This is a genomic window from Streptomyces sp. NRRL F-5122, assembly GCF_001507435.1.
Taxonomy (GTDB): domain Bacteria; phylum Actinomycetota; class Actinomycetes; order Streptomycetales; family Streptomycetaceae; genus Streptomyces; species Streptomyces lannensis.
The window spans coordinates 201615-221215 of sequence record NZ_LMWH01000278.1 but is presented as its reverse complement, the minus strand read 5'-3'; the positions used below and the strand labels follow the sequence as shown (position 1 = coordinate 221215).

Here is a 19601-nt window from a genome sequence, read left to right as displayed (position 1 = left end):
GCCCGGGGCCGGTTACAGGCAGGCGGTCTCCCGAGCCGACCGGGTGGGCCTACTCGGTTTCCACGGGGCCGGGCAGGAGGCCCCCCACCGTTCGCTCCAGTTCCCCGATGCGGTCGGCGAGGCCGTCGGTGTCGGCTTCCGTCCGGTTGCGCAGCAGCAGTTCGATCTGGGTCAGTCGCTCGGTGATGTCCGTGAGTCGATCGGTGTCGGCCGCCACTGCGCGCAGGGCCAACTGGCGGTTCTTGCGGTGCAGATCGAGAAAAACGCTGATCTTGGTGCGCAGTACCCAGGGGTCGATGGGCTTGGTGATGAAGTCGGCGGCGCCGATGGCGTATCCCCGGTAGGCGTAGTCCGTACCAGCCTCGGTTCCGGTCACCAGGATGATGGGCACGTCCTTGGTCTGGTCGAGACGCTTGATGTTGGCAGCCGTCTCGAAGCCGTCCATGTCGGGCATCCGGACGTCCAGGAGAACCACCGCGAACTCCTGGCGCAGCATGGCCTTGAGTGCTTGCTCACCCGACCGTGCGCGCACGAGGCGCTGGTGCAGAGGGCCGAGTACGGCCTCGAACGCGACGAGGTTCTCCTCCATGTCGTCCACGATGAGGATGCTGCACTGGTCGGCCGGATTGATGCTCATGATGCGTCCCTCGGTGGGTCGTCGGTACGGTCGTCCGTGGCCTCCGGTTCATCGTCGGCACCGGGATCCCGCGCCGACTGCGGGGCGTCGTCCTGCGGGTCGAACAGATCACAGATGACGGACAGCAGGCGGTCGACGTTCACCGGCTTGGTTACGTAGTCGTCGGCACCGCTGTTGATCGCCTTGTCACGGTCTCCGGGCATCGCCTTGGCGGTGATCGCGATGATCGGCAGATGGGAGAGACGTGGCGTGTTCCTGATGCAATGGATGGTCTCGTATCCATCCATCTCGGGCATCATGATGTCCATGAGGACCAGGGACACCTCAGGAGACCTTTCCAGGACCTCGAGGCCTTCCCGGCCGTTCTCCGCGTACTTCACGGTGATGCCGACCCGTCCCAGCACATGGGTCAGGGCGAAGACGTTGCGGATGTCGTCGTCGACGATGAGGATGTGACGACCCCCGAGGACGCGGCCCGGGCGTCCGCTGAGCCATTCCTTGAGCCGGTTCGTCTTGGGCCAGGAGTCCTCGCGTCCGTCGAGGGCTGCGGTGACGCCCAATCCCGCCAGGTCTTCTGCGAGGGGCTCCGGAACCGGCAAACCGGCGTCGATGTCCTCCGCACGATCGAGGGCCTTCTCGGTCGATGTGTCGTCGTCGGTGACCGCCGCTTCTGCCCGGGCTTCTGCGGGGAGCACCGGCGTGACGCCGGCAGCACGCAGTTCCGTCAGGGCCTGCGTGGCGGCGGCGCCGGGGTAGTGCGAGGGGACGTACAGGGTGAATCGGGAGCCCGCGCCCGGCTCGCTCTCGGCGACGATCTTGCCGCCGAGCATCCCGGCGATCTCCCGGCTGATCGACAGGCCCAGTCCGGTGCCGCCGTACTTGCGGTTGGTGGTGCCCTCGGACTGCTGGAACGCTTCGAAGATGATCGGAAGCTTCTCGGGCGCGATGCCGATCCCGGTGTCCTTCACGGAGAACGCGACGACGGCTTCCGCGTCCCTGAGGGTCTCCTCGCTGAACTGCTCGGTCGGCACCCGGGTGACACGAAGCTCCACACTGCCCGAGTGAGTGAACTTCACCGCGTTGGACAGCAGGTTGCGCAGGATCTGCTGCAGCCTCTGCTCGTCGGAGTACAACTCGGCCGGCACGTCCTCGCCGACCCCGATCTCGAAGCCCAGACCGCGGTCGATGGTCATCGGCCGGAAGGTGGCATGAACGTAGTCGAGCAACTTGATCAGTGGCAGTGTCTTGGGACGTACATCCATGCGTCCGGCCTCGATCTTCGACAGGTCGAGGATGTCGCTGATCAGCTGGAGCAGGTCCGAGCCCGAGCGGTGGATGGTGGTCGCGAACTGCACTTCCTGGTCGTTGAGATGCCCGTCCGGGTTGTCGGCGAGCAGCCTGGCCAGGATCAGCAGCGAGTTGAGCGGCGTACGCAGCTCATGGGACATGTTCGCGAGGAACTCGGACTTGTACTGCGAGGCGGTGGCGAGCAGTGCGGCCTTCTCCTCCAGCTCCGCGTTGGAGCGCTGGAGCTCGTCCGACCGTTCACGCAACTCGGAGGTGAGCCGTTGGGACTCCGACAGCAGTGACTCCGTACGGGAGTTGGCGATGATCGTGTTGATCGACACGCCGATCGTGTTGGCGAACTGGTCGATGAAGGCCAGGTGCACATCGCTGAACTTGCTGAGTGAAGCCAGCTCGATCACTCCGAGCACCTGGTCCTCGAACAGGATGGGGATGATGACGATGCTGGCCGGACGGGCCGTGCCCAGTCCGGAGTTGATGGTGATGTAGTCGGGGGGCACGTCCGTGATGGAGATGCGCTGCTGCTCCTGCGCAGCCTGAGCGATCAGTCCGCGCCCCGGGGTGCCGGTGCCGGGCAGTGGACTGCCTCCGCCGGGCTGGTCGGTGCCGTACCCGGCGATGAACTGCAGGCCCTCCCCGGGAGGTGCACCTGCCTCGGAGAGGAAGAACGCGCCGTACTGCGCGTTCACCAGTGGGGTCAGCTCCCGCAGGATCAGGTCGGCGACCTCCACCAGGTCGCGGTGGCCCTGCATCAGCGCGGCCATACGGGTGAGGTTCGACTCCAGCCAGTCCTTGGCCCGGGTGGTCTCGCGGAGGTTGGAGACCATGAGGTTGATGTTGTTCTTCAGTTCGGCGACCTCGCCCTGTGCCTCGACCGTGATCGAGCGGGACATGTCGCCCTGGGTGACCGCGGAGGCGACCTCGGCGATCGCGCGGACCTGGGTCGTGAGGTTGAGGGCCAGTTCGTTGACGTTGGTCGTCAGGCGCTTCCAGGTGCCGTAGACGCCCTCGACGCGTGCCTGGCCGCCGAGCTGGCCTTCGCTGCCGACCTCGCGGGCCACGCGGGTGACCTCGGAGGAGAAGGACGAGAGGGTGTCGACCATCGTGTTGATGGTGGTCTTCAGCTCCAGGATCTCTCCGCGGGCGTCCACGTCGATCTTCTTCGACAGGTCGCCCTGGGCGACGGCGGTGGCGACCTGGGCGATGTTGCGGACCTGGGAAGTGAGGTTGTCCGCCATGTAGTTGACGTTGTCGGTGAGGTCCTTCCAGACCCCGCTGACGCCGCGCACCTGCGCACGGCCGCCCAGCCGCCCCTCGGTTCCGACCTCGCGGGCCACGCGGGTGACCTCGTCTGCGAAGGCCCGCAGCTGTTCCACCATGGTGTTGACGGTGTCCTTGAGCTCGAGGATCTCACCGCGGGCGTCGACGGTGATCTTCTTGGAGAGGTCGCCGTTTGCGACCGATGTGGTCACCTGGGCGATGTTGCGGACCTGCGAGGTCAGGTTCGACGCCATGAAGTTGACGTTGTCCGTCAACTCCTTCCACACGCCCGAGACACCGCGCACCTGGGCCTGCCCGCCCAGGTTGCCCTCGGTGCCGACCTCGCGGGCGACCCGGGTCACCTCGTCGGCGAACGCGGAGAGCTGGTCGACCATCGTGTTGATGGTCGACTTCAGCTCCAGGATCTCGCCCTTCGCCTCGACCGTGATCGTCTTGCCGAGGTCGCCCTGGGCGACGGCGGTGGCGACTTGGGCGATGTTGCGGACCTGCGAGGTCAGGTTGTCCGCCATGAAGTTGACGTTCTCCGTCAGGTCCTTCCACACCCCCGACACGCCCCGGACCTGGGCCCGGCCGCCGAGCCGTCCCTCGGTGCCGACCTCGCGGGCGACCCGGGTCACCTCGTCGGCGAACGCGGAGAGCTGGTCGACCATCGTGTTCACGGTGCTCTTGAGCTGAAGGATCTCGCCCCGGGCATCCACCGTGATCTTCTGGCTGAGGTCGCCGTTGGCGACCGCCGTGGTGACCTGGGCGATGTTGCGGACCTGCGAGGTCAGGTTCGAGGCCATGAAGTTGACGTTGTCGGTGAGGTCCTTCCAGACCCCGGATACCCCCGGTACCTGCGCCCGTCCGCCGAGCTGGCCTTCCGTGCCGACCTCGCGGGACACCCTCGTCACTTCGTCCGCGAACGCACGCAACTGGTCGACCATCGTGTTCACGGTGAGCTTCAGCTCCAGCAGCTCGCCACCCGCCTCGACGGTGACCTGTCGCGTCAGATCGCCGCGAGCGACCGCAGTGGTCACCATCGCGATGTCGCGCACCTGCGCGGTCAGCCGGGAGCCCATGGTGTTGACGGCCTCGGTCACATAGCGCCAGTCGCCGGCCAGCCCCTGCACCGTGGCACGCCCGCCGAGGCGGCCCTCGATGCCTTCCCGGGCGACGCGGTTCAGCTCGCCGGTGAACAGCGACAGCTGCTCCACCATGCGGTTCGCCCCACGTCCCAGGCGCCGTAGATCACCGCGGAGCTGGCGCTTGCCGTCGTGCAATTCGGCCCGCTGGGTCAGATCGCCGTCCGCCACGGCATTGAGTACGCGGGTGGCATTGACGACCGGGACAGCCAGTGCTTCCAGCAGAGTGTTGGCCGCCTCCACACTCGCGGTCCACCCTCCCTGCCCGGGACTGGCCGCCAGGCGCTCATCGAGCCGTCCCTGCCGGACCACTTCCCGGCGCACCCTGTCCAGCTCCGAGGCCAGGTGGGCATTTCGCGTGACGATCTGGTTGAACACCCCCGCCATTTCGGCGAGGACCCCCTCAGGGAGTTTCCCGGCACGGACGGTGAAATCGCCGTCACACAGGGAATTCATGGCTGCGAGCAGCGGGCGCAATTCGGCTACGCGTATCCACTCGCCGTCCCGAGCGGGGGCGGGCGGTGCGGCCTCGGGTTTGGTCTCAGTGGGCTGCTCCCGGAGCTCGGGCCCAAGATGAGCGAGATCAGGGTGGGTGGCAGATTCCATGGCAACCCACTTCCAGGCAGACGATTACCTCCCGTTTAGACTACATTCGTCTTATATGCCTCGATAGCGAGCTTGATCTGGAGTCGCCAGTGAGGTCGTCCCCTGATCCACGTCTGGCCGTCGCACGGATGCGCATTCCTGCCAACGAGCTAGCGGCCTCGGCAGCACGCAAATTTGTGCGCGCCGTACTCGCCGAGCGGACCGCTCTGCAGTTCCCCGGGGCGCCGACCGTCAACGACCGGCTGGTGGATGACGCCGTCCTGCTCGCCGACGAACTGGTGACCAGCGCCGTTACGCACACGGGTTACGAGGTCGAGGTGGCATGCCGCCTGGAAGCGGGCCACTGCTCCCTGGCCGACTTCTCCGAGGGCGCCACCGGGCGTGTGGGCCTTGTGGTCGAAGTGCTGGAGCACGACCCCTCTGCTCCCCCCGGCGACCCGGCCTCCGCCTCCTCTGGCGAAGGAATGAGCGTGCAAAGCCACGTACGAGGCTATGGCCGGCAGCTCGTGCGATCGCTCGCCGAGTCGTGGGGCGTGACATACCGGTGCTCGGGGAAGGCCGCCTGGTTCCGTCTGGAGTGCGCCCTGGCGAGCCCGCTCGCCACCATGGGTCAGACGGACATCGAGTCCCTCACCGAGGCCGTCCGGCGCGAGCCGTCGGCCTTCGAGCCCCTTTCGGCCGGACCGCCCCCCGACCGCCGGGCCCGCAGCACCGACTGGGCAGAGCGCGAGGGCCAGTCGTTCCTCGCCGAGGCCGGAGAACTTCTGGCCGGGCAGTTGGACGAGGACATGGTCGCCGCGCTCGCCGGGCAATTGCTGGTCCCCCGGCTTGCCGACTGGTGCGCTGTCTGGCTGACCACGGAGACCGACGACATTCGGATGTCCCATGTCTGGCACTCGGACGAACGCCGGATCCGCGAGCTGCGCCGGTCGCTGGAGAAGGAACGCCCGCCCATCCGGCTGAGCACCACCGGTGTCCCATGGCCGTGGCCCGACTGTCTGGGCACCGAGAACGCGGCCGGTTCGGCTTTGGCGTTTCCACTGGTGGTGGGAGGGCGCTGCCAGGGCGCTCTGCTGATCGGCCGGGCAGGTCGGACCCGGATGACCGACGCCGTCGTACGACTCGTCGAGGACGTGGCCCGGCGCGTCGCCCAGGCGGTCGTCACGGCGCGCCACTACACCCGGCAGGCGAGCATCAGCCGGACCCTCCAGCGCGGTCAGCTCCCCACCTGCCTCGCCCCGATTCCGGGCGTGGACACGGCGCTCGTCTACGAGCCCTGGGGCGAGGGGCAGACCGTGGGCGGTGACTTCTACGACCTGTTCCCGCTGGGAGAGCGGCGGTGGTGCTTCCTGCTCGGCGACGTGTGCGGCCACGACCTGGAAGCGATGTCGGTCACCGGCCTGGCACGGCACCTCGTACGACTGCTGGCGCGCGAGGGCCACGGCATCGAGTCCTTGCTGAACCGGCTGAACCTGGCCATGGCAGAGGAGGCCGCCGAAGCCGTGACGTATCGCGGCGAGCGGGAGGGATCACGGTTCCTGAGCCTCCTGTACGGGGAGCTGGAACCCGATCTGGCCGCAGGTGGCGCGCGCTGCACGATAGCGAGCGCCGGGCACCCGCCCCCGCTGCGGCTGGCGACCGACGGCTCGGTCACACCGGCCACGAACCCGCAGATGCTGCTCGGCGTCGATGAGCACGCGGAGTTCCGCGCCAACACCTTCACCTTCGCACCGGGCGAGACGCTGCTGTGCGTGACCGACGGAGTCACCGAACGCCGCAGGGGATCACGGCAGCTGGACGACAACGACGGCCTGGCGGAGGTCCTGCGGGGATGCATGGGACTGGGCGCGAAGGCGGTGGCGGAACGGGTCAGGCAGGCCGCGCACGACTTCAGCACCGAGCCCCTGGGCGACGATCTGGCCGTGCTGGTCCTGGAGGCCGTGCCCGTGCTGAGGAGTGCGGGGTTCAGAAGGGCGACGTCGTTGCGCGAGGATCGGGCCTGTTGATGTCAGGAGGCCTTTTACAGGGGGCGACTGAGTCGATTACGGGGTGGCGCCCCGCTCAGCGGGCACGCACATACCCGAAGTCGCCGTCCCGGATGCGCGCACATACCGCCGGGATTGTGTAGAAGGAACGTTCCATATAATGGGTATGTGTCAAAGCCAACGTCTGCATCGGGTCGCCGCTCGGAAGCGCGTGAGCGGCTGTTGAACACCGCGAGCCGGCTCTTCTACACCGAGGGCATCCGGGCCGTCGGCGTCGACCGGGTCATGGCGGAAGCGGATGTCGCCCGGGGGACCTTCTACCGGCACTTCGAGGGCAAGGACGATCTCGTACGGGCCTACCTCGAGGCAACCGATCAGCAGATCCGCGCCCGCATCGCCGCCGCCCAGAAGGAGATCGACGACCCGGCGGTCTTCCTGCAGGCCGTCGCCCAGGGCGTTGGGGAGGAACTGTGCGGTGTGGGCTTCCGCGGTTGCCCGTTCATCAACGCCGCCGCCGAATACCCGGACCAGGACAGTGCCATCCATCAGGCGGTGCTGACGCACCGCTCCTGGTTCCATCAAGTGCTGCGGGACGCCTTCGCACAGACGGGCGCGGCCGACGCCGTGCGGTCGGCGGACGTCATGGTGGCGCTGCGGGACGGCGCCATGGTGGCCGGCTATCTCAGCGATCCGCAGAAGGCGAACGACACCCTGGTGCACGGCGTCGCATCCCTCGTGGCCGCGGGCTGAATACGGGCGCTTCGCCCTCGGAACCGGAGGCCGGCCCCGCGTCATGGGTCCGGCCTCCGCCCCGTTGAGCAGTCGGGCGGAGGCCGGTGGGAAGTGATGTCACTTGGCGGTCGCGGCGCGCTCCACGAGCTTCGTCACCGTGCCGGGGTTGGTCAACTGGACGCCGTGGGGGGCGTCGATCTCGGTGGTGTGGGCGTGGGCGCGCGATGCCATGAACCGTTCGGCGGCGGCAGGGATGGCATGGTCGGCGCGGGCGACGAGGTACCAGGAGGGAATGGTCTTCCAGGCAGGCGTGCCGGAGGGCTCGCCCAGGCCCTCTGCGCTGGCGGGGCGCTGGGTGGCGGAGAGTTCGGCGGCCTCGGCCTTGCCGAGCCGGTTGCTGAGGAAGACGTCGCGGAATTTGTCGGACTTCAGGTACAGGTCGGTGCCCGTGCTGCCGTCGGGCTGAGTGAACGGAACGGCGTTGAGAGCCGTGGGTACCGGCGCGTCGGGGTCGTCGCTGAGGTGGCTGCCCGGGAACTTCACGCTGAGAGCCGTGGCGCTCTCGCCCTTGTCGGGTGCGAAGGCGGCGATGTAGACGAGCGCCTTGACGTTCGGGTTGCCGGTGGCGGCGTTGGTGATGACCGCGCCACCGTACGAGTGGCCGACCAGGATGATCGGGCCGTGGATCGACTTGAGGTAGTCGGCGAGGTAGGCGGAGTCACTGGTGAGACCGCGCAGCGGGTTGGCCGGTGCAGTGACCGGATAACCGTCGGCCTGAAGTCGCTTGACGACACCACTCCATCCGGCCGAGTCGGCCCAGGCGCCGTGGACGAGGACGACGGTCGGCTTGGCTGCGGTGTGGTGGCCGGCGTGGTGGGTCGGGTCGGCTGAGGCGGTCGTGGCGAGGCCTGCGGCGAGTGCGAGGCCGGTGGCACCGAGCACGGCAAGTCGGACGGGGCGTTTGAACACCGGGATTCTCCTTGGATCGTTGGGCGACGGACGGCTGGTGCTGTCCGTCGAAGGTGGGCGCGGGGCGGTATCGGTCACGGGAGGGGGAACCGCCCCGTGCAGTTCGAGGGCGGCAGCGCGGACAGTGGTCGGTCAGGTACGGCTGTGGCGCGTCGCCCAGTCGAGGGCGTGGTCGGCGACTTCTTCCCATCCGTTCTGACCGACGATGAAGTGCGAGCGGCCGGGGAACTCGTGGTATTCGGTGACGGCCGGGGACTTCCGGTAGAGGCGCCAGTTGGCCTTGTTGACCTTCGGCGGCACGATGTGGTCCTTCTCGCCGGCGATCAACAGCAGGGGAGCACGCCGCGGGTTGCGGGCGTCGATCTTCGTGACGGCTCGGGGGTTGAAATTGGCGAACGCCCCCTGGAAGAGCACACGGGCCGATCCCGGCACCTGGTAGCGCTCATGGACGGCGGCGGACTCCTCCTCACTGAGGGTGTTGGCGAAGGCGTAGTGGAACTGCCGCGGTGTCAGGGCGATGGCCTTGTTCCTGTTGGCGGGGTTGCCCAGGACCGGCCAGGCCGATTTCAGCGTCGAGTACGGCAACGGAAGGACCCCCTTGACGGGTGCCGAGTCGATGGCCACACCGGCACTGCCGAGGCCGCGGTCCAGCAGGATCTGCGTGATGGCCCCGCCGAAGGAGTGCCCGATGATGACGGGCGCCTCATCCAGGCTGCGGACGACCTCCTCGTAGCGGGCGATCACTTCACCCAGACCCACCCCGGCGATACGGGAGGGGTTGCGCCGCATCTCCTCGACCTCGCCGTCGAGCCCGGGCCAGGCGGGTGCGATGACCCGATGTCCCTGCGCCTGTTAGCGCTCGGTCCATCGCTCCCAGCTGCGCGGGGTCATCCAGAGCCCGTGGATCAGCACGACAGTGCGGGCGGGTGAGGTGCCAGTCATCGCCACTCCGTTAGATAGAACGTTCTGTTCACTTGGAACGATATGGGGGACTCGTTGCCCGGGGCAAGCGAGCCGGGGGACGGCTGCGTCACATTCGAGGGCGCCGGGCACACGGCCGCGCGCGGTGCCGGAGCCGGCCCGGCGTGGATGGAGGGCGGATGTGCTCTGGCGGACCGGGGCCACCGAGCTTCCTGAGCCGATGGGCAATGGTGCGCGGGCGCCCCGGGGATTCCGCCCGTGGCGCACGCGGGAGCGTGCAGCGCGCGCCGCAGCGCATGGCATGCCGCTACTCGGAGCGGGGGAGTGGTCCAGTTCCGCGATCGGCCCTCGCCGGTGCCGCCGCTCCCGGGCGGTCCGAACCGACTACCTGGCGAAGCGGCTGAGCGCGAAAGGCGTGAGGTCGAGGGTGGAGGTGCCGTCCGTGACCGATTCGGCGAGCGCCTCGCCGATCGCCGCGGAGTGCTTGAAGCCGTGGCCCGAGCAGGGGGAGGCGATCAGTACCCGCTCACGGCCCGGCAGGCGGTCGATGACAAAAGCCTCGTCCGGTGTGACGGTGTACATACACACTTCCGAGCGCGCGGCGCGAGCGGACATCTGCGGCAGCCGACCGTCGATCATGGTCCGGTGGAAGGCAGCCGCCTCCCCGGGAGCGACGCTGCGATCGAGCCGGTCCGGGCCGGGCGTGCGGTGATCGAGTTGCCCGGTGGCCACCTTGAGCGTCGCGCCGTCGACGGACGGGAACCCGTAGAAGTACTCCTCCGGACGGCTCACCCCTTCCCAGATGTAGGTGGGAAGACGCTCGGGGGCGAAGTCCTGCCCGGAGCCCTCGAGCTCGAACCAGTGCAGGACCTGGCGGTAGACACCGAAGAGCGCGGCGAGGCCGGGATCGTCGAGTAGGCCCGCCAGCCAGCCACCCGCGCACAGCACGACCTGGTCGGCGGTGTACGTGGCCGCGTCGGTGCGGACGGTGACGGCCGACCCCGTGGCCTCGACCCCGAGGACCCGTTCCCCGCGACGAAGCTGGGCGCCGTACCGCTCCGCCAGGTCCAGTTGCGCGCCGATCGCCGCCTCGGGCCGGACGAAACCGCCGCCGGGCTCCAGCAGACCCACGCGGCTGGCCTCCACACGGAACTGCGGGAACCGGTCCCGCAACGCGGCCGCGTCCAGGAGTTCGTAGTCGATGCCGAAGGCGGCCGCAGCCCTTTCGTGGACGGCGAAAGCGCCCGGGGCGACGGCAAGGTCGGACAGGCTCAGTACGCCGCACTCGGTGAGCACCGAGGCTCCGGCCTCCGCCTCGATCCGCCGCCACCACTCGTGGGAGCGCACCGCCAGTGGCACGTACTCCGTGCCCTCCAGGGTCAACCGGCGGGTGATCCGCGTCTCGCCGTGACTGGAGCCGAACGAGTGCGGCGGGCTGTGGCGGTCGATACCCAGCACCTCTACACCGCGACGCGCAAGCTGATGGATCGTGGCGCTGCCCATGGCCCCCAGGCCGACCACGATCACGTCCATGTCGCACTGCCTCCGGCGCTCGCTCCCCAGCCTTGCGTTCACCCTACACATCGGGGTCAACGGCAAGATCGGCGACGGTGCGGGCTTTGATCAGCCGCTCCGGACGCGGGCAATGGAGGGTCGTCGAGGGCGTGGGAGCCGTTCGCGCGCGGATCGGCGGGCGCCACCGCCCCGGCCACGATCTGCTCGTGGTCCGGGGCGGTGGGGACGGCCGCCGTCACCGAAATCGGCGGCAAGCACGGGTGCTCGCCGCGGGACGGGTCAGCCGGTGATGCTGGCCCGGCCCGTCTCCAGGTGACCGGTGAACCGCTGGGACCAGCCGTGGTCGCAGTCGGCCGTGACGGTCACGTCGTACCAGCCGTTGCTGATCTCCAGCGCATCGACGGCCCACGCCTCGCTGCTGCGGGAGGCCACCCGCACCTTCTTCGGTGCGCCGGAGATGTAGTGGTTGTGGGTGATGGTGAACGTCACCGGCTTGTGGCCGTTGTTCCGCAGCGACAGCTTCAGCTTCGGGTGCGCAGTCGACCGGCCCTCGTAGTAGCTCGCCACGACGACGAGGTCCTTGCCGGCGCTGCCCGCGTCACCGATGAAACGGCGCAGGAACCGGTTCGGGCCCGTGATGGTGAGGTCGTACGCGGTGTCGCTCTCGGAGGAGCCCACCGGGCCGACGCCGTTGACCGTGCCCTTGGCCTCGACGGTGTACTGACCCGGGAACTTGGCCGGGTACTCGGCCAGCGTCGGAAGGCCGCCCAGGTTGTTGTAGACGGCGAAGTGGCTCGCCTTGGTGACGAACTGAGCCTCGTTGGAGAACTCCAGCTTGGCCGTGCCGTGGGCGAACCCGGTCAGGTTGGCGTTCGGCTGGTACGGCAGCGGGCGGGCCGGCTTGGTGCCCTTCTCCTGCGTGGGCATCGTGTTGTCGCCCGGCAGCGGGGTGTAGCGGGTCTCGGGGATCAGATCTCCGGTGTCGGGCAGGTGGGGCAGCCCGTAGACCGGTGAGGTGAAGTCGAAGGCGCCGGTGAGGTCACCGCAGACCTTGCGGCGCCACTTGCTGATGTTGGGGCTGACGGCCGGCTTGCCGATCGCGGTGGTCCACTTCTCCATGAACTGGATCACCGAGGTGTGGTCGGAGACCTCGGAGGTGACCCAACCGCCACGGGTCCACGGCGATATGAGGACCAGCGGCACGCGGAAGCCGAGACCGACCGGCAGCGGCTCCGTCACTCCGTACTGGCTCATGGTGCCGGCGACGAACTCGTCCTCCTCGCCCGGCGCCGGCAGCGGCGGCGGGACGTGGTCGAACTGGCCGTCGTTCTCGTCGTAGTTGATGACCACCAGGGTCGAGTTGAAGACCTCCGGGTCAGCGTTCAGCGCCTCGAGAACGCCGCGCAGGAAGTACGCGCCGTTGCTCGGGGAGGTGACGGGGTGCTCCGAGAAGAACTGGTTGTTGACGACCCAGCTGACCTGCGGCAGCGTGCCGTTCACCACGTCCTGGCGGATCGCGGCGTTGATGTTGTCGGCGTTGCCCGCGAGGCCGGTGGCCGGCTCGGGGACGTTCTTGACACCGTTGTCGTAGTAGACGTTGCCCGGAGCTGCCGTGCCGCCCTGGCTCGGATCGAGCTTGGCGAAGGTGTTGAAGTACTCCAGGCCGTTGTCGCCGTAGTCGTCGGCGCACTGGTAGACCCGCCAGCTGACGCCCGCATGCTGGAGCGTCTCGGCGTAGGACTCCCAGGGCAGGAACTTGCCGAGCTCGTCACCGCCGTCGTTGGCCGTGAAGGTGCCGTGCTTCTTGGCGGCGTTGATCGTGCCGCTCCACAGGTAGGTGCGGTTCGGACCGGTCGCACTGAGCACCGAGCAGTGGTACGCGTCACCGACCGTGTAGGCGTCGGCGAGGGCGTAGTGGAACGGAAGGTCCTTGCGGTCCAGGTAACCGAGCGTGGTCGGGCCGCCCTTGGCGTAGTACCAGCCGTTCATCAGGCCGCCGTACCAGGCACCGTGCTGGTCGGTCCAACCGTGACTGGTGCCGCCGTAGTTGGCCGCACCCATCTCCGGGCTCGGCGGTGTGGCGCCGTCCCAGGACTTCGCACCGCTCAGCCGCCACGGGTACTGCGTCTCGGAACCCTCGGTCAAGGTCTTCGGCTGCTCCCAGACGGACTTGCCGCCGGGAAGCTGGATCGTCGCGTGGTCGCCGAAGCCGCGCACACCCTTGAGCGCACCGAAGTAGTGGTCGAAGCTGCGGTTCTCCTGCATGATCACGACGATGTGCTTGATGTCGCGGATGTCACCGTGCTTGGGGCCGTGATGACCGTGCTCGTGGCCGTGCTCGGGGCTCGCGGCGGCGACGCCGGGCATCGCGGCACCCATGGCGGCCGCACCGGTGACGGTGGCGGCGGTGCCCAGGAATTTTCTACGGGACAGTGCGGACATTCTCGATTCCTCCAGATCCGGTGGCAATCGAGACACTGGTGGCGCGATCTTGCGGTAGGGCGTCCGGAATCCGACATCCGAGTAGCTGGACGCCCAAGAACGACTGTGTGTTACACAGACTTCTCGACGAGCCGGGCGCATGCCGAGGGGCCCTCTGCGGTCCGCATGGCCCCCGGCCGGTCCTGATCGGGGCTGTGTGGTGTGGTGAGCGCGAGAGCGGATTGTCCGCCGGTGAGAAGCGGAGGCTCGCCAAGGCCCGGCAGAAGTCATCCACTCCGTTGTTCCAGCGCCGTATGGACAGCCTCGCCAACCAGGCCCGCACCGTGTCCCGCCTGCTGTCCGTACGGGCCGTGTCGATCGCCGTGATGGTCGGCCCGCTGCAGAGCGGCATGCATATCCGCCTCAACACCATTCGGATCGTTTCGGCCGAGGACCTGTGCGACGTCCTCCGCCTCCTCGACCGCCAGTACCTCCCGCACGGGGGACAGGCTCGGCTCGTCGATACCGCGACCCGCCTGCTGCCGCCCACCCCGTTCGCTACGCCCCCTGTCCTGTCCGCGCTGCCCGTCGACCCCGATCCTGAAGACGACGAGCGAACGGTGACGGCCGCGGTGGAGGAGGTGACCACCTGGTACGCCGTCGTGCGGGTGTGGCGGACGCGCCCGCGACGCGGCCAGGGCGTCGCCTCCCCGGCCGGCGACGTCGTGCGGGTGCACCTGGTCGCGGTCGACGCCGCCTCCTGACGCCCGGCTACCCTGCTAGGTGTCGCCGCTGGTTGTGGGCCGGGCCGAAGTCTCCTCCAAGGAGCGGCCCAGCCATGGCCAGTTCAGTTTGTGTCTGCGACGACTACGGTTCGCTCTGCCTCATCCCCGGACAGCAGGGCCTGCGAGAGGTCCTGTACTTCAAGACGGCGGGTACCTTCCAGTTCAAGAAGGCCGACTACCCGTGGCTCGCCCGCGTGCGGGTCAAGGTCCAGGTCGGTGGCGGCGGGGCTCCGGGCGCGGCATCCGCCGCGAACCAGCTGGTGGCGCAGATCGGCGGCGCTGCAGGCAGCCACTCCGAGTCCCTCATCGACGTCTCCGCCCTCGGCGCGGTCGAGACCATCGTGGTCGGCGCAGGCGGCGCCGCCGGATCGGCCAACACGGACGGCGGCGCAGGCGGCAACTCGAGCTTCGGCGGCCTCGTCTCCGCCAACGGAGGAGGCGGCGCCCCCCAGACCATGGAGTCCGGCACGGACGCCGGCGCGTTCTCCGGTATCGCCGGTGCCCAGCCCGGGACCGGGCAGCTCACCATCGGAGGCGGCCCGGGCGGCGGCTCGCTCCGCCTCTCCGGCTTCCAAGGTCAGTCCGGCGAGGGGGCGACAGCCAGCTCGGGCACGGCGGCCAGCAGCGGTTGTCGTCCAACGCCGGTGGAGCTCCGCGCGGATACGGGGCCGGTGCGGCGGGAGCGCTGGCGCGTGCCGGGGACAGCGTGGGCGGAACCGCGGGCAGCGGAGGCATCGTCATCATCGAGCTGCACGGATGATCCGGACACTGTCCTTGCAGGTCCGAGGCTGTGTAGCCGAGCCGCCCGGACACGGCCGGATCGCTGTCCGGGCGGTGTCCGGACAGCGATCCGTGGCGTGCCGAACGGGTCACCAGACGATTCGGTCGTTCAGTCTTCGGTAGATTTCCTCACGGATGTCGGCCGCGAGGGCGCCGGTCGTGCCCCAGGCGACGATCAGCTCGGCTACGTGGCGCAGCTTGATGTTGGTGCACATGGATGTCTCGCGAATCAGGTCCCAGGCCTGGGCCGGTGTCATGCGTGCCACTGCAACGATGACTCCGATTGCCTGGTCGATCACGGCATGCGAGTCCACTGCCCGCTCTAGCTGGGCGACCTTGGTCTCTAGCTGCTTGATGTGATCAACGGTGTCGGTTTCCGGCTCCTGGACCGCGCCAGGGAGCCCATCCTCGTGGATTTCCACGACATCTCCATGGTGGTGGGTCGTTTTCCCGTGGGTTCGTCTGTCCTGCTTTGGGACATGCACGCACGCGGGTTGCAGTCCTTGATCCGGCGCTGGCCGGTAATCGCCGCCCAGGTCGGGAGAACGCCCGCATAGCGGCCTGACGAGCGCCTATGTCAGCGTGACGCGGCCAGCCTGCGTCCGCAATGTCGATCGTGCGAGCCCGCCTCTCACCCGCTCCTCATGGCGACGGTCTACCAGGTGAGAGGCGTGCTCTGCGTGGACGCAGCCTGGTCTGAGAGGGGACCCCAGGCAGTGCGGCTCCGAGGTCAGATTGGCTCGAAGGGACGGCGACGGCCACCCGAAGCCGCCATACGTGTGGACAAGGCATGCCGTCCATGGACCCGCATTCGGCCGGGCAGCTCCTAGACTCGATGGCGCGCTGCTGGTTGTGGGCCGGGCCAAGGCACCCTCTGAGGACGGTGGGCACTCTGGCCAGATGCGGATGCGGCGGCGGGCAGTGCAACTGCTCGATCGCCGCCGGGGACAACGTGACGCTCAGCGGTTCCGGTAGCGTCGCCAACCCCTACGTGCTCTCCGCCACGCTCGGCTGTGAGGACGTACGCCCGTGCCTGTCCGGTACGGGCGGGATCGACTACAACCCGGCCACCGGCGCCATCATCGCGGATCTGTCCGAGCAGGCCGGGAACAACCTGACCCTCGGCCCGGACGGCGGCCTGTTCGTTCCGACCAGTGCCGCCACGGTGAGCGTGGGATGCGGTCTGACGGGCAACGGCTCCGGGGCCAGCCCGCTGAAGGTGGCGACGGGCAGTTGGCCGTACTCGTCCAGCGCGGACATCAACGGCGGGGTCGTCGTCTGCGACAGCAGCGGCCGGCTCCGCTCCGAGCCCCGGGGAAAGGTCTTTTACCAGCAGTTTTTTGATTCGCGGGACTACGCGGACATCACGGTTCCTGCCGCGCAGAACTCGACCGCGGACAGCTTCCAGATGACGGTGACCAACCCGGACCCGTCCCGGGACGCCTTCGTTCTGGTCGAGCGGGAAGCCGACGTGTATTTCGTCCTGCCCGCCGGGGCCGGTGCTGGGTTCGGCTACGAGGGCGACGAGATGTACTACACCCGCAACACCGGCTCTTCCAGCACCGCGGGCACGTCCTCCTGCGTCGCCTCGCCCTACCGTGCCCTCGCGGAAGCCGAGGCCGCCGAGGTGGACGAGGGCCTGCCACTGAGGCCCAAGCCCGTCAGCATCCGCCGGGCCGAGGACCCGTTCACTCGCCGAGGAGATCGACGTCCGCGACCGCCTTCAGCGCGTGCCGGCCGTGTCCTGTCCGGCCACCGCTTCCCGCAGCTCCTCGCGTGCTTCGGCGACTTCGGCCGGTGTCCTCTCCCTTGGTGCCGACCGGCCCAGCCGGGCCGTCAGACCCAGGGCCACCGGTTCGGTGTAGCGGGCGGTGAGCGGGCCGAGGATCACCAGAATGAGCACATACGCGGTGGCCAGCGGGCCGAGCGAGGGCTCGATCCCCGCGGTGACCGCAAGTCCCGCGATGACGATGGAGAATTCACCGCGTGCCACCAGGGTGCCGCCCGCGCGCCAGCGACCCTTGGCGGAGATCCCGGCTCGCTTCGCGGCCCAGTATCCGGTGGCGATCTTCGTGAGCGCGGTGACTGCGGCCAGGACGAGAGCGGGCAGCAGCACCGGTGGAATGCTGGACGGATCGGTGTGCAGTCCGAAGAAGACGAAGAACACCGCGGCGAACAGATCCCGCAGCGGCGCCAGCAGGTTGTGCGCCCCCTCGGCGACCTCGCCGGACAGGGCGATACCGACGAGGAACGCGCCGACGGCGGCGGAGACCTGGAGTTGCTGGGCCACGCCCGCGACCAGGAGGGTCAGACCCAGCACCACCAACAGCAGCTTCTCGGGGTCCTCGTTGGAGACGAACCGGGAGATGTGCCGTCCATAGCGCACGGCCAGCAGCAGCACCAACCCTGCGACGCCGAGGGCGATGGCCAGTGTGAAGCCACCTGCGGCGAGTCCGGTCCCGGCCAGCAGCGCGGTGATGATCGGCAGATAGACCGCCATGGACAGGTCTTCCAATACGAGGATGCTCAGGATCACCGGAGTCTCACGGTTGCCGAGTCGCCCGAGATCGCCGAGTACCTTGGCGATCACGCCGGACGAGGACACCCAGGTGACACCGGCCAGGACGACCGCCGCGACCGGGCCCCAGCCGAGCAACAGTGCCATCGCGGCGCCGGGTAGCGCGTTGAACGCCATGTCGACCAGCCCGGCCGGGTACTGGGTCTTGAGGTTGGAGACCAGATCGCTGGCCGTGTACTCCAGGCCCAACATCAGCAACAGCAGGATCACGCCGATCTCGGCGCCGGTCGCCACGAACTCCTCGCTCGTGTTCAGTGGGAGCAGCCCGCCCTCACCGAAGGCCAGACCGGCCAGTAGATACAGAGGGATCGGCGAGAACCGGAAGCGCGCGGCGAATCGGCCCAGCAGGCCGAGACCGAGGATGATCGCGCCGAACTCCGTCAGGAACACCGCAGAGGAGTGCACCGCGATCAGTCCCGTCCGAGGATCGCGGCCGCGGCATCCACACCTTCGCGCGTGCCGATCACGATGAGCGTGTCACCGCCGGCCAACCGGAAGTCCGGCCCGGGAGAGGGGATCGCCTCGGCGCGGCGCAGCACGGCCACGATCGACACTCCGGTCTCCGTGCGCATCCGCGTCTCGCCCAGCACCCGTCCGTTCCAGTACGACGTCGCCGCCAACTCGATCCGCTCGGCGACCAGTCCGAGCTCGGTGGTCGACAGCAGACTCGAGCTGTGATGCTGGGGCATCATCGCGTCGATGAGCGTCTCCGCCTCTCCGGAGGTCAGTCGCACCGACAAAGCACACGCGTCCGGATCGTCATCCTGGTAGGCACTCAGCGTTCGTGAACCGTCTCGGTGGGCCACCACCGACAGGCGACGCTGTTCCCGCGTGGTGAGGTCGTAACGCACGCCGATCCCCGGCAACGGCGTACTGCTCATTCGCGTGGTGCCCACGGTTGCCCCTCCTGTCCGAGCGGATGTTCTTGACCGTCTCTTTGGAAAATCTTGATGCCACCTTAACGGCTGCCTCGGAAACCACCGAAGGTGCCCACCCGCAGACCGTCGGCCGGCAGCGGGCTCCGCGGCCCATGAGCGAGAGGGCCGGAGGAGGTGCCGCTTCGTCGTCGACACCTTGGTACGGCGGTTTCCGGCGCTGCCGATCGATCAACGCGGCTCGGGCTCCCGGAAGCTGTGGCGTCGACATTGGAGTGATCTATCTCACCCGGCCCGAGTCGCGGTCTCCGCGGATCTGCCCGCACGGGCTACGTGTGCCCGCGAGGGGACGGGGCGGCCCGGTCCGCAGCGGGTGAGGGCGGCGATGTACCGGCGAGCTCGCGTTCGAGGTCGTTCAGGGCGCGGCGGGCGATTATGACGCGCTCGAGCAGCGCCTGCTGCCCGATGGGGGCGGATTCCGGGCGAGGCGCCGGCGGTGAAGGGTCCTGTTCCATGTCGCGGGCTTCCTCGAGGGAGGTCAGTACGACTCCTACGAGGACGTTGACGAGGACGAAGGAAGCGAGCAGGACGTAGGAGGCGTAGTAGAGGAGGCTCCAGCGGGAGACCTCGAGGCCCGCGTGCACGGCGTCGGTGATGCCGTCGAGGGTCATGAGCAGGAACAGGGTGAGTGCTGCATGGCCGACTGAGCCGTAGTGCTCCGGGTCGTGGTGGGCGAAGAAGACCCAGCCGACCATCGCGTACAGATACAGCAGCAGGGCGCCGACGAGGAGGAAGCTGACGGTGCCGGGCAGGCTGCGGGCGGCCGCGACGAGGACGATGCGGAGCTGGGGCAGGAACCGGGCCGTCCGCAGCACGCGGGCCAGTCGCAGCAGCCGCAGGACCGTGGTGTTCTCGCGGACGACGGGCAGGAAGGTGCTCAGTACGACGGCGAGGTCGAAGAGGTTCCACGGGTCGCGGAAGAAGTCTCGGAGCACCGTCCGTCATCCCGCTGTGTTCCTCCGTGCAGCAAACTGTTCCCGGCCATCCGGGCGGAAGGCGGGCTTGTTGAGAGATCACGCTCTGCGCA

General features: G+C 68.5%; 12 protein-coding genes and 3 pseudogenes. 4 read left to right on the top strand and 11 right to left on the bottom strand.

Annotated elements, in window-relative coordinates; translation table 11 throughout:
• Positions 1 to 49: 49 nt before the first annotated feature.
• Positions 50 to 637 carry a response regulator gene (locus tag ADL25_RS39340; RefSeq protein WP_059132702.1) on the bottom strand — a complete coding sequence of 196 codons (588 nt, stop codon included), beginning with the start codon at positions 635 to 637 and terminating at the stop codon, positions 50 to 52.
• Entirely contained in the window at positions 634 to 4803 is a 4170-nt protein-coding gene (locus tag ADL25_RS39335; protein WP_234381230.1) for a HAMP domain-containing protein, read from the bottom strand. Before ADL25_RS39335 ends, ADL25_RS39340 begins: the two co-directional genes overlap by 4 nt.
• A gap of 278 nt (positions 4804 to 5081) precedes the next feature.
• Between ADL25_RS39335 and ADL25_RS39330 the strand changes: the two genes are divergently transcribed.
• On the top strand, positions 5082 to 6959 hold the full coding sequence (locus ADL25_RS39330; protein ID WP_059132700.1) for a SpoIIE family protein phosphatase: 1878 nt from the start codon (positions 5082 to 5084) through the stop codon (positions 6957 to 6959).
• Between the two features lie 147 nt (positions 6960 to 7106).
• Entirely contained in the window at positions 7107 to 7688 is a 582-nt protein-coding gene (locus tag ADL25_RS39325; protein ID WP_059132699.1) for a TetR/AcrR family transcriptional regulator, read from the top strand.
• Positions 7689 to 7787: 99 nt separating this feature from the next.
• On the opposite strand, the gene ADL25_RS39320 is transcribed toward ADL25_RS39325, so the two are convergent.
• The 4 genes and pseudogenes from ADL25_RS39320 to ADL25_RS39305 all read right to left on the bottom strand — a co-directional run bounded on the left by ADL25_RS39320 (position 7788) and on the right by ADL25_RS39305 (position 13517).
• A complete protein-coding gene (locus tag ADL25_RS39320) occupies positions 7788 to 8645 on the bottom strand; it encodes an alpha/beta fold hydrolase (protein ID WP_059132757.1) in 858 nt (285 codons plus the stop codon).
• 126 nt (positions 8646 to 8771) lie between these two features.
• Positions 8772 to 9476 (bottom strand): annotated as a pseudogene (locus ADL25_RS39315) (alpha/beta hydrolase); the annotation flags it as partial.
• A 468-nt stretch (positions 9477 to 9944) separates the two neighbouring features.
• On the bottom strand, positions 9945 to 11093 hold the full coding sequence (gene solA, locus ADL25_RS39310) for an N-methyl-L-tryptophan oxidase (RefSeq protein WP_059132698.1): 1149 nt from the start codon (positions 11091 to 11093) through the stop codon (positions 9945 to 9947).
• Positions 11094 to 11354: 261 nt separating this feature from the next.
• Complete coding sequence (locus ADL25_RS39305; protein ID WP_059132697.1) at positions 11355 to 13517, bottom strand: phosphocholine-specific phospholipase C; 2163 nt, start codon at positions 13515 to 13517, stop codon at positions 11355 to 11357.
• A 293-nt stretch (positions 13518 to 13810) separates the two neighbouring features.
• Here ADL25_RS39305 and ADL25_RS39300 point away from each other — a divergent pair, with 293 nt between their 5' ends.
• Both ADL25_RS39300 and ADL25_RS52015 read left to right on the top strand, forming a co-directional pair.
• On the top strand, positions 13811 to 14260 hold the full coding sequence (locus tag ADL25_RS39300) for a hypothetical protein (protein ID WP_147317795.1): 450 nt from the start codon (positions 13811 to 13813) through the stop codon (positions 14258 to 14260).
• A 74-nt stretch (positions 14261 to 14334) separates the two neighbouring features.
• A pseudogene (locus ADL25_RS52015) lies at positions 14335 to 14850 on the top strand (hypothetical protein); the annotation flags it as partial.
• A gap of 300 nt (positions 14851 to 15150) precedes the next feature.
• Here the strand turns inward: ADL25_RS52015 and ADL25_RS39295 are convergent.
• The 5 genes and pseudogenes from ADL25_RS39295 to ADL25_RS39275 all read right to left on the bottom strand — a co-directional run.
• Positions 15151 to 15483, bottom strand: coding sequence for an ANTAR domain-containing protein (locus tag ADL25_RS39295; RefSeq protein WP_234381228.1), 333 nt, complete (start codon positions 15481 to 15483; stop codon positions 15151 to 15153).
• A gap of 634 nt (positions 15484 to 16117) precedes the next feature.
• Entirely contained in the window at positions 16118 to 16321 is a 204-nt protein-coding gene (locus tag ADL25_RS39290) for a hypothetical protein (RefSeq protein ID WP_059132695.1), read from the bottom strand.
• A gap of 463 nt (positions 16322 to 16784) precedes the next feature.
• Entirely contained in the window at positions 16785 to 18044 is a 1260-nt protein-coding gene (locus ADL25_RS39285; protein ID WP_059132694.1) for a cation:proton antiporter, read from the bottom strand.
• Positions 18045 to 18049: 5 nt separating this feature from the next.
• Positions 18050 to 18520: a cation:proton antiporter regulatory subunit gene (locus ADL25_RS39280; RefSeq protein ID WP_059132693.1), complete on the bottom strand. Its 471-nt coding sequence runs from the start codon at positions 18518 to 18520 to the stop codon at positions 18050 to 18052.
• A 323-nt stretch (positions 18521 to 18843) separates the two neighbouring features.
• A pseudogene (locus tag ADL25_RS39275) lies at positions 18844 to 19503 on the bottom strand (ion transporter); the annotation flags it as partial.
• Positions 19504 to 19601: the final 98 nt, after the last annotated feature.